This window comes from Ensifer sp. PDNC004, from assembly GCF_016919405.1.
Lineage (GTDB): Bacteria > Pseudomonadota > Alphaproteobacteria > Rhizobiales > Rhizobiaceae > Ensifer.
In genome coordinates, this window is sequence record NZ_CP070354.1 from 645,505 (window position 1) to 670,516 (window position 25,012).

The 25,012-nt window shown below is 62.3% G+C and carries 24 protein-coding genes; 5 read left to right on the top strand and 19 right to left on the bottom strand.

Going from position 1 to position 25,012, the window contains the following annotated elements; translation table 11 throughout:
• Positions 1-131 precede the first annotated feature (131 nt).
• The gene (locus JVX98_RS31340; RefSeq protein ID WP_192448557.1) at positions 132-332 is read left to right on the top strand and encodes a hypothetical protein; all 201 of its coding nucleotides are present in this window, start codon (positions 132-134) and stop codon (positions 330-332) included.
• 266 nt (positions 333-598) lie between these two features.
• Here JVX98_RS31340 and JVX98_RS31345 read toward each other — a convergent pair whose 3' ends face one another.
• The 6 genes from JVX98_RS31345 to JVX98_RS31370 form a co-directional block, all read right to left on the bottom strand.
• On the bottom strand, positions 599-1,231 hold the full coding sequence (locus JVX98_RS31345) for a dual specificity protein phosphatase (RefSeq protein WP_205240093.1): 633 nt from the start codon (positions 1,229-1,231) through the stop codon (positions 599-601).
• A gap of 17 nt (positions 1,232-1,248) precedes the next feature.
• Positions 1,249-2,091: an inositol monophosphatase gene (locus tag JVX98_RS31350; protein ID WP_371826601.1), complete on the bottom strand. Its 843-nt coding sequence runs from the start codon at positions 2,089-2,091 to the stop codon at positions 1,249-1,251.
• Positions 2,092-2,210: 119 nt separating this feature from the next.
• Complete coding sequence (locus tag JVX98_RS31355; RefSeq protein WP_246765140.1) at positions 2,211-3,308, bottom strand: ABC transporter substrate-binding protein; 1,098 nt, start codon at positions 3,306-3,308, stop codon at positions 2,211-2,213.
• 65 nt (positions 3,309-3,373) lie between these two features.
• Entirely contained in the window at positions 3,374-4,510 is a 1,137-nt protein-coding gene (locus JVX98_RS31360) for an ABC transporter substrate-binding protein (protein ID WP_205239700.1), read from the bottom strand.
• 54 nt (positions 4,511-4,564) lie between these two features.
• Positions 4,565-5,698, bottom strand: a complete 1,134-nt coding sequence (locus JVX98_RS31365) for an ABC transporter ATP-binding protein (RefSeq protein WP_205239701.1) — start codon at positions 5,696-5,698, stop codon at positions 4,565-4,567.
• Positions 5,698-7,548: an iron ABC transporter permease gene (locus tag JVX98_RS31370; protein ID WP_192448562.1), complete on the bottom strand. Its 1,851-nt coding sequence runs from the start codon at positions 7,546-7,548 to the stop codon at positions 5,698-5,700. Before JVX98_RS31370 ends, JVX98_RS31365 begins: the two co-directional genes overlap by 1 nt.
• Positions 7,549-8,132: 584 nt before the next feature.
• On the opposite strand from JVX98_RS31370, the gene JVX98_RS31375 reads away from it, so the two are divergent.
• The gene (locus JVX98_RS31375; RefSeq protein ID WP_192448563.1) at positions 8,133-9,122 is read left to right on the top strand and encodes a LacI family DNA-binding transcriptional regulator; all 990 of its coding nucleotides are present in this window, start codon (positions 8,133-8,135) and stop codon (positions 9,120-9,122) included.
• Between the two features lie 10 nt (positions 9,123-9,132).
• Here JVX98_RS31375 and JVX98_RS31380 read toward each other — a convergent pair whose 3' ends face one another.
• From JVX98_RS31380 to JVX98_RS31400, 5 genes are read right to left on the bottom strand one after another with little or no spacing between them, the layout of a single operon-like run.
• On the bottom strand, positions 9,133-10,779 hold the full coding sequence (locus JVX98_RS31380) for a Na/Pi cotransporter family protein (RefSeq protein ID WP_205239702.1): 1,647 nt from the start codon (positions 10,777-10,779) through the stop codon (positions 9,133-9,135).
• 20 nt (positions 10,780-10,799) lie between these two features.
• Positions 10,800-11,090, bottom strand: a complete 291-nt coding sequence (locus JVX98_RS31385; RefSeq protein ID WP_205239703.1) for a MurR/RpiR family transcriptional regulator — start codon at positions 11,088-11,090, stop codon at positions 10,800-10,802.
• A 1-nt stretch (position 11,091) separates the two neighbouring features.
• Complete coding sequence (locus tag JVX98_RS31390; protein ID WP_205239704.1) at positions 11,092-12,792, bottom strand: metallophosphoesterase; 1,701 nt, start codon at positions 12,790-12,792, stop codon at positions 11,092-11,094.
• Positions 12,785-13,405, bottom strand: a complete 621-nt coding sequence (locus tag JVX98_RS31395; RefSeq protein ID WP_205239705.1) for a dual specificity protein phosphatase — start codon at positions 13,403-13,405, stop codon at positions 12,785-12,787. The genes JVX98_RS31390 and JVX98_RS31395 overlap by 8 nt, the downstream gene beginning before the upstream one ends.
• Before the next feature lie 56 nt (positions 13,406-13,461).
• On the bottom strand, positions 13,462-14,301 hold the full coding sequence (locus JVX98_RS31400; RefSeq protein ID WP_205239706.1) for an inositol monophosphatase: 840 nt from the start codon (positions 14,299-14,301) through the stop codon (positions 13,462-13,464).
• Between the two features lie 202 nt (positions 14,302-14,503).
• Here JVX98_RS31400 and JVX98_RS31405 point away from each other — a divergent pair, with 202 nt between their 5' ends.
• The 3 genes from JVX98_RS31405 to JVX98_RS31415 all read left to right on the top strand — a co-directional run bounded on the left by JVX98_RS31405 (position 14,504) and on the right by JVX98_RS31415 (position 18,642).
• Positions 14,504-15,817, top strand: coding sequence for an MFS transporter (locus JVX98_RS31405; RefSeq protein WP_205239707.1), 1,314 nt, complete (start codon positions 14,504-14,506; stop codon positions 15,815-15,817).
• Positions 15,818-16,458: 641 nt separating this feature from the next.
• Complete coding sequence (locus tag JVX98_RS31410) at positions 16,459-18,042, top strand: Na+/H+ antiporter (RefSeq protein ID WP_205239708.1); 1,584 nt, start codon at positions 16,459-16,461, stop codon at positions 18,040-18,042.
• 93 nt (positions 18,043-18,135) lie between these two features.
• Positions 18,136-18,642, top strand: a complete 507-nt coding sequence (locus JVX98_RS31415; protein ID WP_192448571.1) for an NUDIX hydrolase — start codon at positions 18,136-18,138, stop codon at positions 18,640-18,642.
• A gap of 19 nt (positions 18,643-18,661) precedes the next feature.
• Here the strand turns inward: JVX98_RS31415 and JVX98_RS31420 are convergent, their stop codons facing one another.
• From JVX98_RS31420 to JVX98_RS31455, 8 genes are all read right to left on the bottom strand, one after another.
• The gene (locus JVX98_RS31420) at positions 18,662-18,910 is read right to left on the bottom strand and encodes a WGR domain-containing protein (protein WP_371826589.1); all 249 of its coding nucleotides are present in this window, start codon (positions 18,908-18,910) and stop codon (positions 18,662-18,664) included.
• Positions 18,911-19,109: 199 nt separating this feature from the next.
• Positions 19,110-20,387 carry an L-fuconate dehydratase gene (locus JVX98_RS31425; RefSeq protein WP_205239710.1) on the bottom strand — a complete coding sequence of 426 codons (1,278 nt, stop codon included), beginning with the start codon at positions 20,385-20,387 and terminating at the stop codon, positions 19,110-19,112.
• A gap of 19 nt (positions 20,388-20,406) precedes the next feature.
• Positions 20,407-21,252: a fumarylacetoacetate hydrolase family protein gene (locus JVX98_RS31430; protein ID WP_192448574.1), complete on the bottom strand. Its 846-nt coding sequence runs from the start codon at positions 21,250-21,252 to the stop codon at positions 20,407-20,409.
• Positions 21,253-21,271: 19 nt separating this feature from the next.
• Positions 21,272-22,006: an SDR family oxidoreductase gene (locus JVX98_RS31435; protein ID WP_205239711.1), complete on the bottom strand. Its 735-nt coding sequence runs from the start codon at positions 22,004-22,006 to the stop codon at positions 21,272-21,274.
• A gap of 10 nt (positions 22,007-22,016) precedes the next feature.
• The gene (locus JVX98_RS31440; protein WP_043619367.1) at positions 22,017-22,463 is read right to left on the bottom strand and encodes a MaoC/PaaZ C-terminal domain-containing protein; all 447 of its coding nucleotides are present in this window, start codon (positions 22,461-22,463) and stop codon (positions 22,017-22,019) included.
• A gap of 1 nt (position 22,464) precedes the next feature.
• Positions 22,465-23,544, bottom strand: coding sequence for a Gfo/Idh/MocA family protein (locus JVX98_RS31445; protein ID WP_205239712.1), 1,080 nt, complete (start codon positions 23,542-23,544; stop codon positions 22,465-22,467).
• On the bottom strand, positions 23,537-23,887 hold the full coding sequence (locus JVX98_RS31450) for an L-rhamnose mutarotase (RefSeq protein WP_205239713.1): 351 nt from the start codon (positions 23,885-23,887) through the stop codon (positions 23,537-23,539). Before JVX98_RS31450 ends, JVX98_RS31445 begins: the two co-directional genes overlap by 8 nt.
• A 12-nt stretch (positions 23,888-23,899) precedes the next feature.
• Positions 23,900-25,012 carry a mandelate racemase/muconate lactonizing enzyme family protein gene (locus JVX98_RS31455; RefSeq protein ID WP_205239714.1) on the bottom strand — a complete coding sequence of 371 codons (1,113 nt, stop codon included), beginning with the start codon at positions 25,010-25,012 and terminating at the stop codon, positions 23,900-23,902.

Genomic DNA, 25,012 nt, shown 5'->3' on the forward strand with positions numbered 1-25,012 from the left:
CTCACAGGTTGTCGATCTTTTGATATCGGCGCTAAGCACTAACCCCTTTTGCGCATCTGCCTAATCCTTGACTGGACCGTGCGCTGTGCGACGCTTGCGGCTTCATGGTTGTACTGCGTAAGGGGCGGACGATGAAATTCTCAAAAGCAAAGAGGAAACATCCCGGTAAAGCATTCAAAATGGGCGGGGCCGACAGAAGCGTTTATGACGGCTTCGTCGGGGCGGCGCGCGCAGCACCCGGCTTTTCCTATCGGGGACGATGGACCAGCGAAGGGTGTCCCGGCACCTTCGAAACATGGCTCGCGAACAAGGGTGTGATGCCCAAGCAGTAGAGCCTTTCATTCCACGCAATCACGATCTGCCGGCGCCGGCGATGGCGCCGGCCGCACGTGTCACGGCGCGCTGCCCAACGAAGTCATTTTGCCTTCGCTTGGGCTTCGATCGCGTCAGCTTGCGCAGGAGTCGATTGGCCGCAACCAGGGAACGCCGAGAATGCAGCGGCGGCCGGTTTGCGTCGACAGGTTGACATCCTTGTCGGCTTTGAGCACCGGTTTCCGTTGGCCTATGTTGCGGATGGTCTCCGAACTACGTTCCCCGCTCAGGCCTTCCCGCTCTCAATCGCACGGGCCCATCCCGCGGCTCGCTCGGCCGAGGCCGCGAGGACCGGCTTCGGCGCCTTGTACCACTCGTCCTTAGGGATATCGCGTTTCTCGCGGACGAACACGATGGCGCGCTCCAATGTCGGGAATTGGTCAGGCAGCGTCAAATGCAGAAACAGCGACACGACGACGACGGAGCGCGAGCGGCCGCCGCGGCAGTTGACGAGCACGCCGCCACGCTCGCGTCTGGGATAGGACGGCTTTTCGGGCAGGATCTGCTCTAGGGCTGCTCGCAGGATATAGTGCGCGGCCAGCATTTGCGTGCCCGGGTTCCCGTCGCCGTCGATGAGCCCGATCTTGTAATAGCGGATTTCCCCCGGGCCATGGATGCTGTTGCGGTGATCCGAGACGAGCTTTGGCTGGTCGACGAAATTGAAGTCCAGATTGACCGCGCAATTGACGACCGTCGTGATCCCACTCTTGCGCAGGAGATCGAGGTCGCTCGCACCTTCCTTCCCGGAAATGAAGATGTCGACGCCATAGGTCGGATGCCTCGGATAGATGAGACTGAGCCTTGGCAATTCGCTGCTGGTCTGTCCGGTAGCGGGGGCGTCTGTGAGATTGTCGAGCATGGTTTCCTCGTGTGCTTTCATGGCGACGGCGCTTTCGCGCTGCGGCCGGCCGAGATTTCGGCGGCGACCCGGTTCAAGGTCGGATAATCGCCGCCGCGGCCATAGGCGACATAGCCCGGGCAAAGGTAGTCGGCTGACCCTTCAGGCACTTTGCCAAGCGACAGCGGCGCATAACGCCCGCCTGCGTTCTTCAGGATTAAAGTCGCTGCTGCCACATCCCAGGCGTTGACACCGAAACCGGCGGCGGCATCGACGAAACCGGCCGCCACATGGGCTATGCTCAAAGCCGCACTTCCGGGACGGCGCACGGTCGAGAAGGTCTCGACCAGATCGCCGAGGCGGGCAAGTGCCTCGTGGCGGCCATCGAGGCGAAAGTCGCGCGAAACCGGGTAGCCGGTGATCAGCGTTGCCCGGCTTTCGTCATCAATGGCTTTCGAGGCAATCACCTTTCCATTGAGATAGGCGCGTTCAAGGTCGCTCGAAAACAGCAGATCGGCCACCGGGTCGTAAACGACCCCGGCCACGACCGATGCGCCTTCGACCGCCGCGATCGATATGCACCAGAAGGCAAGTCCTCGCGCGAAGTTGGCGGTCCCGTCGATCGGATCGACATACCATTGGATCTCGCCCTCGCCGACCTGGCCGCCCTCTTCACCAAGCATGGCCGAGTTCGGCTCGTGCGCGAAGATGTAGTCGCGGATGCATGCCTCGGCTTGCTTGTCGTAGATCGTCACGACGTCGTGGAGATCGCGCTTGTAATCGACGGCCATTTCCGAGCGAAAGGCGGCAAGCAAGGGGCCGGCGGCCGAACGTGCCGCCCCTTCGGCGATCGTCATCAGTCGCCGCGAGTGCTTGCGCATGGCGTCTCTATCGCATTGGCTGCGGCTCGTGGCGGGATTGGCGTCGGTCATTCTCTCTTCCTGTTCATAGCGAAACGGCCGGCGCGACCTGTCCTCGTGAGGTCGCGCCGGTCGGGCTTTTACTTGCTGTAGTTCACACGCCAGAAATCCTGCCACTCCTCGCGCCGGTCGAAATCGTCAAGTCCGGTGGCGGCGTCATAGGGAAAGAGGCGATCCGCTACCTCCATGATCCCCGACGGCTCGTCTTCAGGCATCTTGATGTCAACATTGGTCGGCAGCTTGCCGTCCTTCATCTGCGGGGCGATACCCTCTTCCGTCATCACGTAGTGAATGAAGAGCTTCGCGGCATTCGGGCTCGCCGATTTCGAGGCGATCAGGCCGAGTTTGGTGTAGGTCCAGCCGACCCAGGGGGTAAGTTCCGTGCAGAGCCCAAGCTTGTAGCCCTTGCCTTCGTTGTCGCGGAACTTGGCGGAGCTCAGGAGCCCGAAGAAGGGCTCTTTCTGGCCGGCCGCGCCGACAGCTTCGGCAACCGGATCGTCGCCGTCCGTCACAAGCGGGCCGTTTTGTGCCAGAGCCTTGATCCAGGCGGCCGCCGCACTTTTTTCAGTGGTTTCGAGATCCTTGCCGAAGTGGACCTTGTAAGCCTCCTTCACCTTGGCATCGGCATGCTTTTCCAGCTGGTTGAACCAGTCGGTGTAGGTGCTCTTGGTCAGGGGATCGACGAGTGCGATCTTGCCTTTCCACTTTGCCTCGGTCAGCTCCCAGATGTTGCCGACCGGGCATTTGTCATAGGCCTCGGTGTTGTAGGCCCAGACGTTGGCATTGGTCGAAATCGCCAGCGGGTTCTGGAAAGCGGCCGGTATCTTCGACTTCATATCGCCGGGCAGATAGCTCTCGACGAAGCCCTGCGGCAGAAGCTGGGCGAGTGCCGCCGGCGCGTCGGTGATCAGGGCGACATCGCCCTGGACGTTGCCTGCCTGGGCTTCGCGGATGATCATCTCCAGCTGGCTGTTGGCCGAGACTTTGACACCGGTCGCCTTCACGCCGTATTTGGCGGTGAAGGCCTCGGCCATCTCGACGATCTTGCCGGTGCTGTCATAGACATTGATCGGCTTTTCTTTCCTGGCCGCCTCCACCAGCGCATTGAGATCGAACGCCTCTTCGGCGCTGGCCTCGACCGTGAATGCGGCCGTAAGGGCGGCAAACGCCGCCCCCATGATCAAAACCTTGTTCTTGCTCATGGCTTCCCTTCCCAAGGAGACCGTTTCATATGTTCAGGCGATTACTTCTGGTAGCTGAGCCGCCAGAGGTCCTGCCAGGTCTCGCGTGCGTCCCAGTCGTCGAGGCTCGTTGCCATCTGGTAGGGCATGACCTGATCGAGAACGGCGCCGATGCCCGACGGCTCGTCGGCGGGCAGCGAAACGTCCTTGTTCGTCGACATTTTTCCGTCTTCTGCCTGCGGCGCAATGCCTTCGGCGGTCATCACATAGTGGATGAAGAGCTTCGAGGCATTCGGGCTGTTGGTGCCCTTGGTGATCAACCCGACGCCCGGATACATCCAGCCGAGCCAGGGTTTCAGGTCCTTGCAAAGGCCGAGCTTCATGCCCTTTTCGGCATTGTCGCGGAATTTCGCCGAGCTCATCAGCCCCATGAAGGGTTGCGATTGGCCCGGCGCGCCAACGGCATCGGCGGCTGCCGCATCGGCGTCCGTCAGCAAGGGAGCATTGGCGGCGAGCGCCTTGACCCAGGCGGCCGTTGCGCTGCCGTCATCGGTCTCAAGATCCTTGCCGTAGAGCGCCTTGTAGGCGGCGGCTACCTGGGCGTCGCCGTGCTTGGCCATCTGGTTGAACCAGTCGACATAGGACGGCTTGCCAAGCGGATCCTGCATGGCGACCTTGCCCTTCCACTCAGGGCCCGTCAGCTGCCAGATGTTGTTTACGGGGCACTTGTCGAAGAGCTCGGTGTTGTAGGCCCAGACGTTGGCGCTGGTAACGACGGTCAGCGGGTCCTGATACTCAGTGGGAATGTTGGCTGCGAGATCCGGCGGCAGCCAGCTTTCAGCAAAGCCCTGCGGGATCAGCTGCGCCATTGCGGCCGGCGCGTCGCTGATGATCGAGACATCGCCCTGGATGTTGTTGGCGCGGGCTTCGCGAATGATCATCTCGAGCTGGGCCGTCGCCTTGACCTTGGAGCCCTCGGCGCCGACGCCATATTTCTCCGCGAAGGCCTTGGCCATTTCGACGATCTTGCCGGTGCTGTCATAGACGGTGATCGGCGGTTCCTTGCGCGCAGCCTCGATCAGCGCGTTCAGGTCGAACGGCTCTTGCGCCAGCGCCGGCCCAGTGAAGGCGACGACGGTCGTTGCCAGCAGCGCGCGCCTGATTGTCCGGTACGTCCTTTCAGTCCTTAGAAATTCCATCGTCTGTTGCTCCCTCAGATTATGTTTCGGTTTGTCGTGTCGCGCTAAAGCGCCTCAGTTCAGCGTGTCCTTGCGCAGCAGCGCGTCCGCTTCGGCGATCCGCTGGCCGTCCTTGTTAAAGACGTGCAGCGCCTCAGGCGGCGCAAAGAACGAAACCCTCGCGCCGGTCTCGACGCGCGGCAGGGCGTTGGTCGTCAAGAACAGCGTGTCGCTCTCGTTCCTGAGCTCCAGGATCCAGCTGCCGCCGGTCGGCAGGACGCCTGTCACCGTCATTTCGCCGGAGAAGCTGCCGGCGGACACATCGTCGGTCTTGACCGAATAGCCGATCGCTTCCGGCCGGATGCCGATCGAGCCGATGCCGCGCAGCGACGGGTGGCGCGTGCCAAGATAGGCTTCGGCTGCGCGCGACAGTTCGGAGGCCGTGGCCGATCCGAAGGTCAGGATGTTGATCGGCGGGCTGCCGACGAATTCCGCGACGAAGCGATTGGCCGGGCGATCGTAGATATCGTTGGGCGTGCCCATCTGCTGCAGCGTGCCCTCGTTCATGACGGCGATCGTCGTTGCCAGCGTCATTGCCTCCCACTGGTCGTGGGTGACGAAGACGATGGTCGTCTTGAACTCATTGTGGATACGCTTGAGCTCTGCCCGCATTTCAAGCCGCAGCCGGGCGTCGAGGTTCGACAGTGGTTCGTCGAGCAGAAGCACGCCTGGATTGACCGCCAGCATGCGGGCAAGCGCCACGCGCTGCTGCTGGCCGCCCGAAAGCTGCGACGGATAGCGGTCGCGGTACTTGGCGATGTCGAGCGCCTGCATGACCTTCTCGACGCGCTTTTCGCGCTCTTCCTTCGGCAGTTTGCGCAGCCTGAGGCCGAAGTCGGTGTTGCGTTCGATCGTCAGGTGCGGCCAGAGCGCGTAGCTCTGGAATACCAGCCCCATCTCGCGCTTTTCCGGTGGGATGAACACGCCTGCCCTAACCGAGTCGACCACCCGTTCCCCGATACGGATCTCGCCGTCCGAGAGGTTTTCGAGGCCGGCGATCATGCGCAACGTCGTTGTCTTGCCGCAGCCGGAGGGTCCGAGAAGGCACATGAACTCGCCGTCGCGGATTTCGAGATCGAGGTTGGAGACGGCATTGGCGGAATTGACGCCGTAGTTCTTCTGGGCGCCGCTGAGATTGATGGTGGGCATCAGCTTCCGAGTCCTTCTGCGAGATTGGTCTTGGTCAGCTTCTGGGCTGCCAGGGTTCCGAGGTAGGCGATCGCCGCGATGATCAGCACGACCGCGTTTGCCGCCTGGGTGTAGTGGTAGTCGACGAGCCGAAGTGAATAGGTGGTCAGAACATCGGTGCTCGGCACAGCGAGGATGACAAAGAGGCTCAGGCCCTTGATGCCCGAGATGAAGGGCAGCAGCACGCCTGTCACCAGCGAACCCTTCTGGATCGGAATGACGATCAGCATCATCCGGCGGAACCAGCCGGCGCCTGAGATCTGGGCTGCTTCTTCCGGATCCTTGCCAAGCTGCGTCATGGCCGAGATGCCGGCGCGCGAGGCATAGGGCATCTGGTCAGCGATGAGCGCCAGCACGAGGATGGTGACGGTGCCATAGAGGGCCGGCATCGGCCCGCGTGGTACGGCGAAGAGCGACAGATAGGCGGCGGCAAAGGCGATGCCCGGCACCAGATAGGGGAGGAAGGTGACCTGGCGAAGATAGACCGACAGGGCCTTCACCGGCGTGCGGATGACCACATAGCCGACGAGCAGTCCGAGAATGCCCGAGGTCAGGGACGCAAGGCCGACGATCATCAAGGTGTTTTTGGCAGCCGCCCAGAGATCGGGGCTCAAAAGCACCCCGGTCTGCAGCGCCACCGTGTGGAGGTCACGACCGATCCAGTAGTCGAGCGTGAAGTTGTCGAGCGTGAACTGCGCCGGCAGCTTCATGATGGTGGAGAGAAACAGGGTCAGCAGCGGCAGGCCGACGCTCAAGAGAAAGATGAGCGCTGCAAAACCGGTCGCTGGCAGACGGTACTTTCCGAGGCGGCTTAGGCGGTTCATCGAACCCTTGGAGCCGACGGTGACAAAGCGCCGGGCTTCGCGCACCAGCCGCGCATCGATCATCAGGGTGATGATGCCGATCAGCATGATCGACGCCGCGACGACACCGGCTACGCCGGTCTGGCGCGACGCGATGCTGCGAAAGAGCGAGGTAGACAGCACCTCGAATTTGACCGGCAGGCCGAGCACATAGGGTACGCCGAACTCGCCGAGGCACTTGGCGAAGATCAGCACCATCGAGGACAGAAGTGCAGGACGCATCAGCGGCAGGATGATTTGCATCGCCACCTGGTAGCGCTTGGCTCCAAGGATGCGGGCGGAGTCTTCGAGCTGGCTGTCGAAGCGGCGGAGCGCCGAGCCGAACAGCAGGATCACAAACGGGGTATAGTGCAGCGCCAGGATGATGATGATCGGGAAACGGCCATAGGCGACCCAGTCGGGCGGCGTCAGCCCCATGGCCTCGAACCAGCCCGGCTGGCCGCCGACCGTGCGGTTCTTGAAGAGCGTCGTCCAGGCCAGCGCAAAGGTCCAGGCCGGTAGCATGTAGGGCACGATCAACGCCGTTGCGAACCAGCGCCGTCCGAACATGTCTGTCCGGCTGATCAACCAGGCGAGCACCGTGCCGATAACCAGTGACAGGCTGATTGCTCCGATCGCCACCGATAGCGTGTTGAAGAGCGGCCGCCAGAAGAGGTCGACCGAGACGGGCGACAGGAAGGCACGATCGAGGTAATAGAGCGTAAGCTCGCCGAAGTCCTTGCCGAGCCGCCGCTCGTGGCCGAATTGGACGCGCACGGAATCAAGCACGATCGAGATGATCGGCACGACGATGAGATAGGTAAAGAGAAGCGCCGTCAGGACGCCAATCAGCGTCGTCGGCTCCCGGGAGGCGACCTTCATCCGATAACGCCAGCGTTGCCATGCCGTGGGCGCCATCGCGCTGTCGGGCAATGTTGCCGCCTTGGTTGTTTCACTCAATAAGGCCATGCTCTTCCCCTTGGAACTCAACATGCGCTGCCTGCCCCGGCATCGATGCCGGCCGGAACTTTCAATCTGTCAACGGGGAACAGAAATCAGCACCAGGGCGTGGCGCTGACATACGCATGAAGCCGCTCAATGACGCGAAAGGCAGCGGCTTTCGGGTACTCACTCCTCCCCGTTCGCAGGGCAGGCACAGGCGCCTGCAAGACGTCGGCGCAAGCTCCTCAACCGCGCCGCCATCACCACGAACATAGACAGAACAAATATTCCAATTCGGCTCCGCCTATGGAATGTATGATCCAATGACGGGGCGCTGTTGTCAACAAAAAAATGCACACGTGCGCAATGGCATAACATATTGTTTTTCATCTATATTTTGTGATCATAATGCACTATTTTGCGAACGCGTGATCATTGGGGTCGGGCGAATGGTTCCAGCAGGGCTGAAGAGCCGACATGCATGGAGCGAAAGCGCCCGTTCGCAAGCCTCATCGATTGGTTCACTGAGCGTGTAAGCTCGAACTTTTTCGTTGGAATGGACCTGCTTTTGTGGCCCTGATGGAAAGCATCTGATTCTGCAGGAGAAAGGCATGGCAAGGGGCTTTGTGACGGCCGAAGAGGTTGCAAAACGCGCGGGCGTCTCACGCTCGGCGGTCTCGCGAACCTTTACGCCCGGAGCCAGCGTTTCCCAGGCTGTGCGCCGCAAGGTTCTCAAGGCCGCCCGGGAACTCGGTTACCGGGTCAACCGGCTGGCGCAGGGGCTGAACAACGATCGCTCCAATCTTATTGGAGTTGTCGGCGCCAATCTCAGTGCGCCCTTTCATGCAAAACAGCTCGATCTCTTGAGCATCGGCCTGTTGCGTCGCGGTCTGCAGTGCCTGTTGCTGAATGCCGCGGATGCGCGAAAGGATATCGCACCGCTGATCGAGCTGCTGTTCGAGTTCCGGGCGCAGGCGATTATCGTCCTTTCCGGAGAGCCGCCGGAATCGATCGTCGACCAGTGCATTGCCAACGGTGTGCGCCTGATCCTGATCAACCAGAAAATCGACCGCACCGACACCAGCATGGTGTTGAGCGACGATTCCCGCGGTGCGGATCTTGCCGCGCTGCGCCTGATCGAAGCGCGCTGCAAGAAGGTTGCGGTGATTTCGAGCGGCAGCCAGACCCCGGCGCAGGTTCGCCGCACCACTGCCTTCCAAAAGAAGATGGCGACCGCCGGCGTCGAAGTGGTCGCCTGGTCGGGCGGAACGACGAGTTATGAAAGCGGTTACCAGGCCGGCTGCGAAGTGCTCGTCGACGAGACGATCGACGGCGCGTTTTGCGTGACCGATCTCTTGGCTCTCGGCTTTCTCGACGCGGCCCGCACCGAAATGCACCGTCGCGTGCCGGCCGACCTTTCCGTCGTCGGCTTCGACGATATTCCGCAGGCCGGGTGGAAGAGTTACGAGCTCACCACGGTTGCGCAGTCCTTTTCCGCCCTGACGGAGCATGTTCTCGAAGCGCTGGAAGCAGACGAGATGGAAACGCGACTTCAGGTCGTTCCCGTTACGATGGTTGAGCGCAAGACCGCCCGACGCTAGGCCGGAACACTTAGGAGGCCGCCCGCCGGATGCGGCTGTCGATCAACAGCCCGCTCTGATCAAGAATGGGGTGCGCGACGGTTGCGATATGCGCGTTGATGCGCTTGAGGTCGCGCAGCATGTCGAGATGAAGCGAACTGGTTTCGATGCTTTCGGCGCGGCCATCGCGCAGGCGCTGCAGGTGCCGCTCAGCCGACTGCCGCTCCAATCTGCGGACATCTTCCTTGGCTTCCACCAGGCGCCGTGCCATCGCGTTGTCGCGTGTGGCAAACACGGCCTGGGCCATGCGCAGATTGTTGATCGTGACGGCGAAGAGGCGCGACAGCTCCTGGTGCCCATCGGAGGAGAAAGCCAGGCCGCGGGCGATCTTCTTTGCAAGTTCGGCAAGAAGTCCCTTCTCGATGATGTCGCCGATATGCTCGAGGTTGATTGCATAGTCGACGATGTCCATGGCGCGGCGGCGCTGTTCCTCGGCGATTTCGCACTGGCCGACACGCGAAACATAGACCTTGATCTCGTGTTGCACGCGATCCACGCGTCCTTCGAGCGTGCTGATCGCAGCAAGCCTGGAAGGATCCGTCTGTTGCAGGGCATCGTTTGCTTCGACCAGCATGCGCTCCACCAGGTCGCCGACGCCTAGAACTTCGCGGCTTGCGCCGGCAAGCGCTGCGACCGGCGTGCCGAGATCGTTCTGTTCCAGGAAAAGCGGGCCGTCCGTCGCCTTCGGCTCGTCCGGCAGCAGGCGCATGGTGAGACGCGATAGTGGCCGCGCAAGCGGAGCAGCCAGAAGCGCCAGCGCGAGATTGAAGGCGAGATGCACATCGACAGGCAGATTGCCGCGTGAGACAGGCAACCGGTCGATTAGTGGGGCGACGTATCCGGCGAGCGCCAGAGCAGCCAGGCAGCCAACGGCCCGCACGATCAGGTTGCCAAGCGCAACCCGCCTGGCGCTCGCCGCAGCCTTGAAGGTGGCGAGAACCGGAGGCACAGCACCGCCGAGATTGGCGCCGAGGACGAGCGCGATGAGCAGGCCCGGCGAAAGGCTGGCAGAGGTCGCAAGCGACAGGATCAGCATAACGACGGCCAAGCTCGATGACGCAAGCGCTGCAAGTGCTGCCGAAATGACGAGCGCCACCGGCCAGGCGTTGTCGAGCGTCCCGAAAAAGGCAGAAAGGGCGGCAGAGGTTCGCAACGGCTCGGTCGCGCCGCCAATCAGATGTAGCGACAGCAACATCAGCCCGATGCCGACGAGGGCGGCACCTGATCCCTTGCGTGCGTTTGAGCTGCCGCGCCCGACAACGAAGCCGCAAAGCAGCAAGAGCGGCGAGAGCCAGCCGAGCCCTAGAGCGACGATCCAGGCCGTCATCGCCGTGCCGACGTTCGCGCCGAGAAGCACGATCTGCGCCATGCGCGGCACGACGAGATCACGCTCGACGAAGGACGCGACCATGAGAGCGGTAGCGGTGGAACTCTGGAGAGCGACGGTTGCAATGAGGCCACTTGAAAACGAACGAAGTCCGTCACGCGTCCCGGCCGCCAGTCCGGCTTTCAGACGCCCGCCAAACGCGCGTTGCATGCCGTCGCGAACCTGGCCAAGGCCGAACAGGAGGAGCGCCACTGCGCCGAAGAGGTTGATGCTGACGATTGCAGTGCTCATGGCTCCCTCCCCAATGCTGCTTACTGCCGGCCGCGCAGCAACTCCGCTCGAAAGAGCTGCTGAAAGGAAGCATAGGTGTCAAAGCCGAGGTCGCTGACGAGCCGCATGACCGTCGTCGTCGAGACGCCACTGCGCACGGCGACTTCCCGTGCGCTAGCAAAGGCGACGTCGTACGGATGGGCAAGCACGAACTTGGCCACTTCCAGGCGCCCACCCTTCAGGTGGCGCCGGCCCAGACGGCAAGATTCCCGCAACTCGATGAAGGTCGCCGGCGGCGCGGAGGAAGTGGCCGTGGAGAGCGACTGGTCCATGTCAGGCAGCCTCTTCGGTGTCGGAATTGCTTTCGATGCGGATGCGCCGGCTTCCCGCTTCGGCACGATCGAGGAAGGCGTCGAAGGCCCCGAAGAAGATGGCGAGAAAGCCTGATGTCGATCCGTCCCATCCGGTCGCGGGCTCACGGCCAAAGTGCTTGGCGAGCAGGCGATAAAGCGCGCGGCGCGGCTGAGCGATCTTGTCGAGCGCCAGCACACCGGCTTGGCGCAGGCAGTACCAATCGGCGATCACCTCGATCATGTCGAGGCTGGCGGCGTCCTCAGGGATAGCGATCGATACCTGCCCGGAAGCGCACGTCATTTCACCGGCGTCAATCAGCCGCTGGCAGACGGTAGCGACCGACAGCCCGGATATCTCGTGGACGACATCCCCGGGCCATTCCTTCGGAAAATAGCGATGCTGGACCAGGGTGCGCTTGTGTGCCTTCAGGAAGGAGCCATAGTCCGCTGCGGCAAAGGCTGGATCCGCGTCATCGCCGGCGCGCGCCACCTCGCGACGATAGGCGCGCAGCACGCGCTGATCGACGGTCATGTGTGACAGTTCAACGGTCTCAATGGACGACGTCGATCGAGACGGTTCGACGATCTTGAAGGCCGGCGGAAAGGCCACGAGCGAAGGAACGGCGACATTGATGAGCGAGTGGCCTCCGCGCGTGCGGCGCGTTACGCCTTCGACATGCAGGTGCCCGCTAAAATGCAGCGTCATGCCGGCGGTGATCAGTGCATCTGCGACCGCCTGCTGCGGCGTCCGGCGGGCGATGTTGGTCTCGCCGAAAAGAACGCTTTCGGCTCCGGTTGCGCCATCGAAGGGGTCGAGCACCGGATAATGCGAGAATGCGAGCAGCGTTTTTCCGAGCTTCGTTGCGCGCGCGGACACGTCGGCAATCCAGTCGACGATGAACGGTTTCAGCCTGATAAGCGCGTTCCAGCCCGCGCCGGTGCTGTCGACGAAAGCGGCTTCATCGCCCTCCTCAAACAGGCCGTCGCGTGGTTCGAAGACGTTGGCGTCGATCATCAGCAACCAGAGACCCGGCTCGGGCTCGACCAGATAGGAGGCATCCATCAGCCGGTAGCAATTCCGGCCGTCCGGAGACGAGACCGGGTAGAGCCGATCCTCGACGCGGTCAGGCGCCCCGAACGGGGTTTCCCAATGAAGATAGTCCGGCCGTCGGAAGTACCCATGGGTAGCCACGGGGGCAAGGCCCGTCGGATATCCCTCGCAATACATGCGCGGCGTTGCGTGGCTGCCGGGGGCTGCCTTTCCTTCGTCGCTCGTGACGAGGACCCTCACGTCGTTCCGATCAAGAAATTGCTTGGTGTGGTGCCGCCCCTTGGGCCCGAAGATGTCGTGGTTGCCCGGAAGCGCATAGAAGCGCGTGCCATGGGTGCTCTCGTGCCCATCTAGAATGGTGCGCAGGCGCGCCGTTGTCTGTCTTTGCCCGTCGTCCGTGTAGTCGCCCAAAAGGACGACGTGGCGGATGCCGCGGCGCGCAACCTCCCCAAGCGCCTCGTCCAGGGCTTTGGCGCTTTCGTTGAAGACGCGGGTGGATTCTCGCGTGTCGGTCCAGCTTCTGACCGCCAGTTTATCGCCGTCGATCTCTATCCCAGGGAATTCGAAGTCGCTTTCAAGATCATGGAAATGCGCGTCGGCGATGATGGCGATCTTCGGCAATTCAGACATCGGCTTTCGCCTCCAGGCGGGAGGCTTCGACGAGATCGATCCAGGCCGAAGCGCGGCGCGCTGCTTCATAGAGCATCGGCTTCGGCGTCTCGAACCATTCATCCGGCCGCAGTTCTCGATGCTCGCGGATATGGGCGATGGCCGCGTCGAGTGTGGGAAACAGATGCGGCTGCTGTTTGTGCAGGAACAGCGCCACCAGCGATACGGAGCGGCTGCGTCCGCCGCGGCAATTGACGAGGATGTTTCCGCCATCGGCAAAGGGATAGGTTGCGCGCTTCGGCATCGTCTGGCGCAGTGCGCCGTCGAGAATGTAATAGGCACCGAGCATCATCGTGTCGGGGCTGCCATCACCGTCGATCATGCCGAGCTTGTAATAGCGGACGGCCGCATAGCCGCTTGCACAAAGATCATCATTGATGCTGACCTCTTCTTCGCGCACGAGGTTGATGTCCAGGTTGATCGCGCAATTGACGACAATGGAGATCCTGTGACGCTTGAGCAGGTCGAGGTCACGCGCGCCGTCACTGCCGCCGATATAGAGATCGGCGCTGTGCGGTCCGAGTTCTCTGGCGATCAGGCTGATAGCGGGCCGGGTATAGACCGTTGCGTCCATTGGATTTCCTCTTTCCTATGCGAACGGGTGGAAGGCGTCGTCAGGCTATCGCCGTTTCAGGCCAGCTGGAGCTCGGCGGCTTGTTCGCTTTCCCGCACCGGGATGCCTGAAGCCACACTCACGCCGCTGGCGATCGCCGGTGTCGATGCAAGCACCGGCCCGCCGTCGAGCAGGCTGCCGATCTCCATGAAGGGACACACAGTGCCGCCCGCCTCGGCAACGAGCAACAGTCCGGCAAGGCAATCCCACGAGTTCATGTGCAGTTCGACATAGGCATCCGACCGACCATCGGCGACATAGGCGAGCGCGAGAGCTCCCGAAGCGCCGCGCCGCACATTGGCGCCCTTCTCCAGCATCTGTCGCATCGTCTCCAGATAGGTCTCGTCCGGTACCCGCCGCGACCAGCCCATTTCGACCGACGCGGCATCGAAGGTCGCCGTCGACGAGACCGTGATGGCCTTGTCGTTCAGCGTTGCACCGTCTCCCCGGCGGCAGAAATAAAGTTCGTCGTGGGCCGGATTGTAGATTGCGCCGATCTCTGCGTGCCCGTGCTCGACATAGGTTATGGAAATGCAGAAGTGCGGGATCCCGCGCGCAAAATTCGCCGTTCCGTCGACGGGATCGACGACCCAGACGCGATCGGCAATGGTGCCGCCGCCTTCCTCGCCCAGGAACGCATCGGCTGGAAAATGGGTGGCAATCGCGGCGCGAATATGGGCCTCGGAAGCCGCATCGGTTTCCGTCAGGAAATCCTGCGGGCCTTTTAAGGAATAACCGCGCTGGGCGCTTGCCTTGAAACCGTCGAGTACCAGGGCGCCGGCAGAGCGGATGACATCCCGACACAACAGGGCCCGTCCGGAAAGGTCGTTCGAATAGCGCGGCTTGTGATCGTTCATCGGCGAAACTCCATTGCACACGCGTGCATATTTGCACGCGTGTGCATTTCATGCAAGTCGAAATTGCCGGTTCGTGCCAGGCGCCCGGAAGATTGATCGGTCGTCGCGGCCGCACTCAGGGGGGCATCTGCGGCATTTCTGCAATATCCAAGCAGGCGCCGTCGACGTAGTGTCCACGCGTCGAATCTCAAGGCAGGGTCGAATGACGACGATCACGATACAGGAAGCGCTCGACCGGGCGGGCACGGGCCCCTATCAGCGGCGCCTGATGGGCATATTCGGCCTGGTTTGGACGGCCGATGCCATGCAGGTGCTCGCCGTCGGGTTCACAGCCGCCTCCATTGCTGCAACATTCGGGCTGACGGTTCCGCAGGCGCTGCAGACGGGCACGCTGTTTTTCCTGGGCATGCTGATCGGCGCCGTCGGCTTCGGCAGGCTTGCCGACCGGATCGGTCGCCGGCGGGTCCTGATCGTAACCGTTGCCTGCGACGCGGTCTTTGGCATCCTGTCGATCTTTGCGCCGAATTTCGCAGTCCTGCTTGTCCTGCGCTTCCTCACTGGCGCTGCTGTCGGCGGCACACTTCCCGTCGATTATGCGATGATGTCGGAGTTCCTGCCCGTGCGCAGCCGCGGGCGATGGCTGGTGATGCTCGAAGGCTTCTGGGCTGTCGGCACGCTGATCGTCGCTTTGGCGGCATGGCTTATCTCTCTTGCCGGCCTTGCGGACGGATGGCGCTATATCTTCGCCGTCACGGCCATTCCGGCAGTCATTGGCGTCGGACTTCGCTTCCTCGTGCCGGAATCGCCGCTTTACCTGTTGCGAACGGGCAAGGCGGAGGCGGCCAGGGCGATCGTCGATCGCATGCTGGCAGTCAACGGTCGGCCCCAACTCGAGCCGACCGTTTCGATCGCCCTGCCCGCGGCGACCGCCGCTGTCGGCATATTTTCGAAGGACTTGCGTCGGCGCAGCCTCCTGATCCTTTCGGTCTGGTTCCTCGTCTCGGTCTCCTATTACGGCGTCTTTACCTGGATGCCGCCGCGGCTAGCCGGCGAAGGCTTCGGCTTCGTGCGGGGCTACGGTTTCCTCGTTCTCATCGCTCTGGCCCAGATCCCGGGCTATGCGCTTGCCGCCTACGGCGTCGAGACGTGGGGACGGCGACCGACGCTGGTCGGCTTTTGCTTGCTGTCTGCCCTCAGTTGCCTGTTGTTCGTCGTCGCGGACGCGGCCTCGGTCGTTGCTGCCGCATTGCTGATCATGAGCTTTGCGCTGCTCGGCACCTGGGGTGCACTCTATGCCTACACACCGGAACTCTATCCGACCGCCTCGCGCGCGACCGGCATGGGGGCGGCCGGCGGCATGGCCCGGCTGGGCGGCCTGCTTGCGCCATCGCTCATCGGCTTGCTGGTGGCGAAGGGCTTCGGCCTGGCGATCGGCACCTTTGCCGGCTTGCTGCTTGTGGCGGCGATCGCCGCTGCGTTGATCGATGCGGAAACCCGCGAGGTGTCGCTGACCTGAGGCGGTGCGTTCTTTCCAGGGGCAGTTAGTCACAGTTCGGAAAACGGAACAGCGTTTCAAGGCGTTAGCCCCTCCCTTGCCTGTGAACAACCTGTGGACCGGCTGCGGACAGTGCTCGAAGTCCTGCCGTCCGCTGTTCGATCGTGAAAGCGGTCGTAGAATGGCTGTGCGGTCAAGCTCACGACCGTTAGTGTAGCAACTATCTCATCGGGACCGGCACGTGTGCCGGTCCCGATTGTCTGCCGGGGCGACTGTCCTTGGCGACGTCCCCCTCCTCCCACCGAACGCTCATTTTGGCACCGTTTGGCAGTTCAGGCTGACGACCGCGCTGCACGTCTTCCGTTTATGCATAGCTGCATTGCACAATAAATGTTTTCCAGCTGGTCAAAAATCAGGCATAAAGCACACAGCTGATGCACATGGCGGGTCTCCTCCCAGTCCGCCGCAGCAGCTGTTCCCCTCTGGAGGTTTTTGACCTTCACACCTTTATGGGCCGCGGTCTTCCGCTGGCCCTTTTTTCTTTTCTGCGACCCTTCACCTTCGGCAAGGCTCCACGCCACTCTTACTGCACGCGCAATTGCGTTTCGAAAAGACGTGTTCTGTAATGGGCCGCGTCATTGAGCGATGGAGGCGGGGGACCGGTGGAACCGACACATCTGTTCGAACTGGTGATCGGCATGTTTGTCGCGATCATCGCGCTGCACTACGTCGCGCATCGGCTCGGCCTGCCGCCGTCGGTAGCGCTTCTTAGCGGTGGCGCGATGCTCGCCTTCGTGCCGGGGCTGCCGGCCATCGCGGTCGATCCGGAACTGGTGCTCGTCATCTTCCTGCCGCCGCTGCTCCTCGATGGCGCCTGGACGATCGCGCTCGGCCGTCTGCGCCGTCACCTGATCGGCATCGCCTCGCTAGCGATCGGCGCAGTGTTTTTTACCGCGGCCGTCGTTGCCGTCGTGACCCACCTCATCTTCCCCTCCCTGCCTTGGGCCGCATGCGCCGCACTCGGGGCAATAGTCTCGCCGCCCGACGCCGTCTCGGCACGGGCCGTGCTGCAGCGCGTGAAGTTGCCGAGACGGCTGCAGATCCTGCTCGAGGGCGAAAGCCTGCTCAACGACGCAAGCGGCCTGGTGTTGTTCCGCTTTGCGATCGCCGCCGGCATCACAGGCGCTTTCAGTGCCAGCGAGGCGGTCGGAAACTTCTTCCTGCTGGCGATCGGCGGCGCCCTCGTCGGCGTCGTCATCGGTACGGCCTGGGTCCTGCTTGCCCGCCGTCTCGGGGATGAGTACCTGATCATCGCCGCCACGGCCCTTTTGTCCTGGACGTCCTATCTGCTCGGTGAGTTCCTGAATGTTTCCGGCGTGATCGCGACGGTCACCACCGGCCTCGTCGCCAGCTGGCATCAGCATACCGTGCTTTCGGCCGCCACCCGTATGCGCGGCTCCGCCTTCTGGGCCGTCATCGTCTTCCTGATGGAGGCCGCGGTCTTCATCCTGATCGGCCTGTCGCTTCGCGGCGTGGTCGAGCGTGGCGGCGGGTTCGAGACCGTCGCTGCGACCCTGGGATGGCCGATCCTCATGGTCCTGATCGCGCTCACCGTCGCCCGCTTCCTCTGGGTGTTCGGGTCCGACTTCGCAATCTGGCTCGGCAACCGGCTGGGGCTTAAACGTTATACGCCGGTCGGCGCACGCGGTGCGACCGTGCTTTCCTGGACCGGTGTCCGCGGCGTGGTGACGCTCGCGCTTGCGCTGAGCGTGCCCGAGGGCTTCCCCGGCCGGGACTTCATCCTGGTGACCTCCTTTGCCGTGATCCTCGGAACGGTGCTGATCCAGGGAACGACGCTCGGGCGGGTGATTGCCTGGGCGAAGCTCGTCGAGCCTTCGTCGGAAAAGGCGCCCCTCACCTTAAGCCAGGCCGAGGCGGCGATGGCCCAGGCGCAGCTCGTCACGATTCAAAGCCGCGCCTATGACACGGCGGGCAATCTCATCCATCCGCAATTACTCGACCGCTATCAGCGCCGCGCGGTTTCGATCGTCGACTATGCCGCACGCACGGAGCATTACACGCCGATCCTGCACGCCCATTTCGATGTTGTGCTCGAAGCGGTCGCGACCGGGCGGCGCGAACTCATCCGGCTTCATCGCGCCGGCGAAATCGACGATGAGACGCTGCACGAACTGGAACGGGATCTCGACCTTGAAGAGTTGAGCGCAATATCAGCCAAGGCATGAGGCTCTTGCCTGAACGTTTCTTTCCATTTTGTCCTTTGACCTAACGGGCGGATGTCCTAGATGTCCGCCAATTGGCGCCAAGTATCGAGGAGCTTGAGAGCGATCAAAAAGTCAAAGGCGCCGAAACCACCAAAACCGAAGACACTGTTGCAGAAGCTGGCTGCCTCTCCCGAGAAACTGTTTTCGGGTTCGTTTCGCCAGCAATGCGCAGCACTTTGCTATCGCTTCGCGCCTGACGGGGCGATCGAGATCCTTCTGGTGACGTCGCGCGACAGCGGCCGCTGGCTCATTCCAAAGGGCTGGCCGATGAAGCAGAAGGAACTGCACGAGGCCGCGGCGGTCGAAGCCCTTCAGGAAGCCGGTGTGCGCGGAAAAGTCCGCAAGAAGCCGGTCGGCAGCTATACCTACTTAAAGATGCTCGATGACGGCGACGTGGTGCCCTGTGTGGTCGATATCTTCCAGATCGAAGTCACCAAGCTGGCGGAAAAATACAAGGAGAAAGGCGAGCGTTCGCTCGCCTGGGTAAGCCCCGATGAAGCGGCGCGCCGCGTTCGTGAAATCGAACTTAAATCACTTCTGGTCGACTTCAAGCCACGGTGAGGTCACGCACCGTCCCGGATCATGTGCGTGGACGATAGCCGCGTTGCCGCTTGCTGCGGGTCAGGTCGAGGAAGAGTTTGACCGCGTCCTCTTCCTGCGCAAAATGGTGCACCATCATCTGACCGTGACTTCCGATCCGCCCCCAGCGTCGCGTCAGGCAGGCCTCGCCCAATAGGGACATGGAGATCTGCATGGAGTAGTAGCGCGCCATGTTTCTGGCCGCGTCCCTTCGCTCGACATAGATCTGATACGGTTGAACGATCGTCATGCGCGAAGATTCGGCGATCGGCGAGCATAGGTCCAACGAGAGTTTTGAATCGATAACGGGTGATCGATTCATTTTGGTGATCTGTCACGACCCTGGCCGAAATGGATAAGGGGCCAACAGGCGCACCGCCGAACTCTTCGCAGACAAGCAAAAGCCGGAGCGGCAGGTACCGTTCCGGCTTTCGAAATCGGAGCCTTTGTTAGCCGGCGAACGTGTAGTCTGCGATCGACTGCGGTTTCATCTCGATCGAGAAACCCGGCCGTTGCGGCGGCATATAGGCGGCATTCTCGATCACGCAGGGGTCGAGGAAGTGTTCATGCAGATGGTCGACATATTCGATGACGCGACCATCCTTCGTGCCGGAAACCGCCAGATAGTCGATCATCGACAGATGCTGGACATATTCGCACAAGCCCACGCCACCGGCATGCGGCCAGACCGGCAGTTCATATTTCGCCGCAACAAGCAGCACCGCCAAAACCTCGTTGAGGCCGCCCATGCGGCACGAGTCGATCTGGACGATGTCGATCGCGCCCTCGGCGATGAACTGCTTGAACATGATGCGGTTCTGGCACATCTCGCCCGTTGCGACCTTCACCGGTTCAATCGCTTCGCGGATCTTGCGGTGACCGGCGACATCGTCGGGGCTCGTTGGCTCCTCGATGAAGAAGGGTTTGGCGAAAGCGAGTTGCTTGATCCAGTCGATCGCCTCCCCGACCTCCCAGACCTGGTTGGCGTCGATCATCAGATAACGATCCGGGCCGATCACCTCGCGCGCGATCGTCAGTCGCCGGATGTCGTCGGCAAGATCGCGCCCGACCTTCATCTTGATATGGTTGAAGCCTTCGTCGATCGCCTCCTGGGCGAGCCGTCGGAGCTTGTCGTCGTCATAACCGAGCCAGCCGGCCGATGTCGTGTAGCAGGCGTAACCCTCCTGCTCGAGCGTCGCGATGCGCGCGGCCTTGCCGGGCTCGGCTTTCCTGAGGATCGCGACCGCGTCGTCGCGGGTCAGCACATCCGTCATGTAGCGGTAGTCGACGATGTCGGCGATCTCTTCCGGCGACATCTCGGCGACAAGCCGCCACACGGGTTTTCCTGCTTCCTTGGCAAGCAGGTCCCAGACGGCATTGACGACGGCGCCGGTTGCCAGGTGCATCGCACCCTTTTCCGGGCCGATCCAGCGCAACTGACTGTCGCTGGTCAGGTGCCGCCAGAAGCGGCCGGGATGGGCGAGAATGTCTGAAGTATCCTGGCCGACGATCAGATGCCGCATGGCCTTGATCGCCATGCAGCAGATGTCGTTGCCGCGGCCGATGGTGAAGGTGAGACCATGGCCCGCAAGTCCCTCGCGATCGGTGTCGAGAATGACATAGGCCGCGGAATAGTCCGGGTCCGGGTTCATCGCGTCGGAACCGTCAAGGCTCTGCGAGGTCGGAAAGCGCAGGTCGAAGACGCGCAGATCAGTAATGCGGGTCATGGTCACTCCAGTCTTATGATCAATCGTCCGCGCGCACGGACTGCTTCTGGCTGCCGAGGCCCTCGATGCCGAGTTCGACGACGTCGCCGGCCTTGAGGTAACGCGGCGGCTTCATGCCCATGCCGACGCCGGGCGGCGTGCCCGTCGAGATGATGTCGCCCGGCTGCAACGACATGAACTGCGACAGGTACGAAACGAGATAGGCAACGCCATAGACCATGGTCTTCGACGAGCCGTTCTGCATGGTCTCGCCGTTGACCTTCAGCCACATCGGCAGGTTCTGCGGATCCGGCACCTCGTCCTTGGTCACCAACCACGGGCCCGTCGGGCCGAAGGTGTCGCAGGACTTGCCCTTGGTCCACTGGCCCTGGCGCTCGATCTGGAAGGCGCGTTCGGAGACGTCGTGCACGGTGCAATAGCCGGCGACGTAATCGAGGGCTTCGGCTTCGGTGACGTACTTGGCCTTGCGGCCGATGACGACGCCGAGTTCCACTTCCCAGTCGGTCTTTTCCGAGCCGCGCGGGATGATCAGGTCGTCGTTGGGACCGACGATCGCCGAGGTGGCCTTCATGAAGATGATCGGTTCGGAGGGAACCGTGGCGCCTGTCTCGGCGGCATGGTCGGAATAGTTGAGGCCGATGCAGATGAACTTGCCGGTACCGGCCACGCAAGGGCCGAGCCGCTGGTTGCCGTCGACAGCCGGAAGGCCGGCGAGATCGAGCGCCTTGAGTTCGGCGAGTTTGTCCGGGTCGAGTGCGGCACCGGAGAAATCGGCGACGTGGCCCGAGAGATCGCGCAAGGTGCCGTTCGCATCGAGGATGCCCGGCTTTTCCTGGCCCGGAAGGCCGTAACGAAGAAGTTTCATGTGTCTGCTTCCTGTGTTGTCAGATGGTCCAGCCGCCATCGATGGCATAGGCCTGGCCGGTCGTATAGGTGGCGCCCGCGAGATGGACGGCAAGGTCGGCAATCTCTTCCGGCGTACCGAGGCGCCCCATCGGCTGGCGGGCGATAAATGCGGCGCGCGCCGTTTCATAGTCCCCCTGTGCGCGCATGCGCTCCTGCAGCGACGGGCTTTCGACAGTGCCCGGGCAAATCGCGTTGCAGCGAATACCCTCAGAGACATAGTCGGCGGCAACGGCCTTGGTGAGACCGATGACGGCCGCCTTGGTGACGCCATAGGCAAACCGGTTCGGCACACCCTTGATGCTGGAAGCGACCGAAGCCATGTTGATGATGGCGCCGTCCTTGCGCTGAAGCATCGCCGGCAACACGGCGCGGATGGTGCGGATCATCGCCTTGACGTTGAGGTCGAGGGCGAAATCCAGGTCGGAGTCCTTCATATCCAGGATCGAGCCGGCATGCACGAAACCGGCGCAATTGAAGAGCACATCGACGGCGCCGATCTTGGCGACCAGCGCTTCGACGGCTTGCGTGTCCAGAACGTCCAACTGGTGCGTTTCGACAACGGCTTCCTTGGCGAGCGCGGCAAGCGCATCCGCATTGATATCCGTCGCATGTACTTTCGCGCCGGCCTTTGCGAAGGCCAAAGCCGAAGCGCGGCCGATGCCTTGGGCAGCAGCCGTAATCAGGACGACCTTGCCTTTAAGATCCGCTGTCATTCTCGATCCCTCATGCTTTGCGTTCGACGACCAGGATATGGTCGGCGGCGAGAACGACCTCGCCACGCTGGTTGATAACTTCACACCGTTCCACGACGCGCCCCGCCTTCGGCCGCTTCGGATCGTCCTCCTTGGCGGAAATCGTGACGCGGGTGCGGATCGTATCGCCGATATGAACCGGACGCACGAAGCGCAGACGATCATAGCCGTAGGAAAAGGCAACCGGATTGATCAGCGATGCGGTGAGGCCGACGCCAATTGAAAAGATCATGGTACCGTGGGCGATGCGCTGGCCGCCCGGAAGGGTCTTGGCGAACTCCGCGTCCATATGGTGCGGAAAGAAATCGCCGGTATGGCCAGCATGGACGACAAAGTCGGTCTCGGTGATCGTCCGGCCCGTCGTTAGCCGCTCATGGCCGAGTTCATAGTCTTCGAAATGGATGATCTGCTCTGACATCTCAGCGTCCCGGGAGCGGTGCGATCGCCGTTGCCGGCGTGGCACTCGATTGATAGGCGGCCTCTACCAGGGCCATCGTCTGCCAGGCGTCCTCGACCGAGCCGATCAGTTCCTGGTCCTCGCCTGTCGCAAAGCGCTGCAGGTTGGCCATGCGGTTGACGAAGGCGTCGGGGAACCACGCACCTTCGAGCGGCACGGAAGCCCATTCGCTGCCATCGATCGGTCGGATCCAAAGCTCGTCCGGCTCGCCCTTGGGGTAGTCGAGATTGACGCCGAGCTTCACATAGGCAGCACCCGACGTGCCCGAGATGCGGAACTCGCAGGCCTGGAACTTGCGGCCGAAATCATGGTCGTGATTGACCGAGAGCACGCAGCGTACGCGATCACCATAGTCGAGGATCGCAGCCGTCCGCGTCTGCGCGACGTCGTGGTTCGGATGGCCGATCGTCTTGGCGTGAACGCCTTGAGGGTTGCCGAGCAGGCCGCGCACGAGATCCAGGTAGTGGATCGAGTGCATGGCGATCTCGATGCGCGGCAGGCCTTTGAGGAAAGGCCACAGGCCCCAGGGTGTGGCCAGCGCCAGCCAGGCGTCGAAATCGACGACCTCGCCGAGGTAACCCTTGGCGATGGCATCCTTCAGCGCCAGCATCATCGGCGCGAAGCGAAGCTGGAAATTGACGGCAGCCTTGAGCTTGCGCGTGCGGCAGATTTCGAGGATGGCAGTCGCAGCTTTGAGATTTGAGCCCATCGGCTTCTGGATGAGGGCAGCGGCGCCGACCGGAAGCTTCGCAAGGATGCTGGCATGGGCCGCCGGCGGGGTTGCCAGATCGAAGATCGCATCAGCGACGGCAAGCGCATCCTCTTCCCGGTTGAAGGCGGGAATGCCCCAGGCGTCGGCAAGCTTCGCGGCCTTCTCCCGGTCGGGGTCATAGAGGCCCGCAACCGGGAAACCGGCCTGGCGATAGGCCGGCAGATGGGCGTCGCCGACGATGCTGCCGGCACCGAAGATCACGATCGGCCGGGGCTTTTCCGGTTTCGGCCACCACTGCCTGAGCGTGGCCGGATCGAAGTTGTCAGCCATTGCTGTTGACCTTGCCGTCGTGATGGAAGACCTCTTCCATCATCGCCCACCACTCACCTTCTTGCCGCGTCTCAAGCGGCTTCTGGCAGGGCATGCAGACCGACCACCATTCCTGGTTCTTCGGGTGCGCCGCCATCTTCGCCACGTCCGCCTTAAAATCCGAGCCGACATACTCCCAATAGCCGAAGAGCAGGTTTTCCGGCTCCTTGAGGAAGATCGAGTAGTTGGTGACGTTGCACTCGGAAATTAGTGCGAGGATCTCCGGCCAGACGGCGGCGTGCAGGGCCTTGTATTCGGCAACCTTCGCGGCTTCGAGGCCGATCACCATTCCCATCCGTTGCATCTCGAATGCCTCCTAGCCACGAAACTCGCGGGTAAACTCGTCGATCGAGCGGGCGCGCACGGCATCCCAGTCCCAGGAAATCCCGACGCCTGGCTCGGACGGCGCTAGCGCACGGCCTTCGCGGATCTCCATGCCCTTGGTCGTCAGGTCGTCGAGCTGCGGAATGTACTCGACATATTTGCCGTTGGGCACGGCGCAGACGAGGCTGACATGCAGCTCCATCAGGAAGTGCGGGCAGACCGGGATGTCGAAGGCTTCTGCCGCATGCGCGACCTTCAGCCAGGGCGTGATGCCGCCGATGCGGGCAACGTCCACCTGGACGATCGAGCAGGCGCCCTTCTGCATGTATTCGCGGAAGTGGCGGATCGAATACATGGATTCGCCAACTGCAATCGGCGTCGGCGTCGAGCGCGTCAGCCTTATGTGGCCGTCGAGATCGTCGGCCGGCAGCGGCTCCTCGATCCAGGCAAGGTCGAGTTCCTTCAGCCGCGACGCGCGGCGGATCGCCTCGTCGACGGTGAAACCCTGATTGCAGTCGGTCATGATTTCGAAGCCGTCGCCGAGCGCCTTGCGCATCGCCGACAGACGATCGTAGTCCTGCGAACCGTGCGGCTTGCCGATCTTCACCTTCGAACCGGAAAAACCCTTGGCCTTGGCGGCAAGCGCGTCTTCGACCAGCGCTTCCTTTTCGATGTGCAGCCAGCCGCCCTCGGTGGTGTAGAGGGGGCAGCTTTCCTTTGCGCCGCCGGCGAGCTTCCAGAGCGGCAGCTTCTGCTTTTTGGCCCGCAGGTCCCAGAGCGCCGTATCGACGGCGGCAAGCGCCAGCGCCGTAATCGCACCGATGGTCGTTGCGTGCGTGGCAAACTCCATCTTGTGCCAGATCGCCTCGATGCAATCGGCATCCTCGCCGATCAGGATCGGAACGAGGTGATCGGAGAGCAGCCGCATCACCGAGGAGCCGCCGGTGCCGATCGTGTAGCTGTAACCGGTGCCTGTCGCGCCATCGCTGTCGGTGATCGTGACGATCGGGGTTTCCTGGCTGACGAAGGTCTGGATCGCATCGGTCCGCTTCACCTTCGGCGGCAGATCGACCATGCGCAGTTCAATTTTCTCGATTCTTGCCAT

Coding starts and splice junctions, on each gene's coding strand:
- JVX98_RS31340 (WP_192448557.1), top strand. CDS start 132: ATGAAATTCTCAAAAGCAAAGAGGAAACATCCCGGTAAAGCATTCAAA.
- JVX98_RS31345 (WP_205240093.1), bottom strand. CDS start 1,231: ATGCTCGACAATCTCACAGACGCCCCCGCTACCGGACAGACCAGCAGC.
- JVX98_RS31350 (WP_371826601.1), bottom strand. CDS start 2,091: ATGCGCAAGCACTCGCGGCGACTGATGACGATCGCCGAAGGGGCGGCA.
- JVX98_RS31355 (WP_246765140.1), bottom strand. CDS start 3,308: ATGGGGGCGGCGTTTGCCGCCCTTACGGCCGCATTCACGGTCGAGGCC.
- JVX98_RS31360 (WP_205239700.1), bottom strand. CDS start 4,510: ATGGAATTTCTAAGGACTGAAAGGACGTACCGGACAATCAGGCGCGCG.
- JVX98_RS31365 (WP_205239701.1), bottom strand. CDS start 5,698: ATGCCCACCATCAATCTCAGCGGCGCCCAGAAGAACTACGGCGTCAAT.
- JVX98_RS31370 (WP_192448562.1), bottom strand. CDS start 7,548: ATGGCCTTATTGAGTGAAACAACCAAGGCGGCAACATTGCCCGACAGC.
- JVX98_RS31375 (WP_192448563.1), top strand. CDS start 8,133: ATGGCAAGGGGCTTTGTGACGGCCGAAGAGGTTGCAAAACGCGCGGGC.
- JVX98_RS31380 (WP_205239702.1), bottom strand. CDS start 10,779: ATGAGCACTGCAATCGTCAGCATCAACCTCTTCGGCGCAGTGGCGCTC.
- JVX98_RS31385 (WP_205239703.1), bottom strand. CDS start 11,090: ATGGACCAGTCGCTCTCCACGGCCACTTCCTCCGCGCCGCCGGCGACC.
- JVX98_RS31390 (WP_205239704.1), bottom strand. CDS start 12,792: ATGTCTGAATTGCCGAAGATCGCCATCATCGCCGACGCGCATTTCCAT.
- JVX98_RS31395 (WP_205239705.1), bottom strand. CDS start 13,405: ATGGACGCAACGGTCTATACCCGGCCCGCTATCAGCCTGATCGCCAGA.
- JVX98_RS31400 (WP_205239706.1), bottom strand. CDS start 14,301: ATGAACGATCACAAGCCGCGCTATTCGAACGACCTTTCCGGACGGGCC.
- JVX98_RS31405 (WP_205239707.1), top strand. CDS start 14,504: ATGACGACGATCACGATACAGGAAGCGCTCGACCGGGCGGGCACGGGC.
- JVX98_RS31420 (WP_371826589.1), bottom strand. CDS start 18,910: ATGACGATCGTTCAACCGTATCAGATCTATGTCGAGCGAAGGGACGCG.
- JVX98_RS31425 (WP_205239710.1), bottom strand. CDS start 20,387: ATGACCCGCATTACTGATCTGCGCGTCTTCGACCTGCGCTTTCCGACC.
- JVX98_RS31430 (WP_192448574.1), bottom strand. CDS start 21,252: ATGAAACTTCTTCGTTACGGCCTTCCGGGCCAGGAAAAGCCGGGCATC.
- JVX98_RS31435 (WP_205239711.1), bottom strand. CDS start 22,006: ATGACAGCGGATCTTAAAGGCAAGGTCGTCCTGATTACGGCTGCTGCC.
- JVX98_RS31440 (WP_043619367.1), bottom strand. CDS start 22,463: ATGTCAGAGCAGATCATCCATTTCGAAGACTATGAACTCGGCCATGAG.
- JVX98_RS31445 (WP_205239712.1), bottom strand. CDS start 23,544: ATGGCTGACAACTTCGATCCGGCCACGCTCAGGCAGTGGTGGCCGAAA.
- JVX98_RS31450 (WP_205239713.1), bottom strand. CDS start 23,887: ATGCAACGGATGGGAATGGTGATCGGCCTCGAAGCCGCGAAGGTTGCC.
- JVX98_RS31455 (WP_205239714.1), bottom strand. CDS start 25,012: ATGGCAAGAATCGAGAAAATTGAACTGCGCATGGTCGATCTGCCGCCG.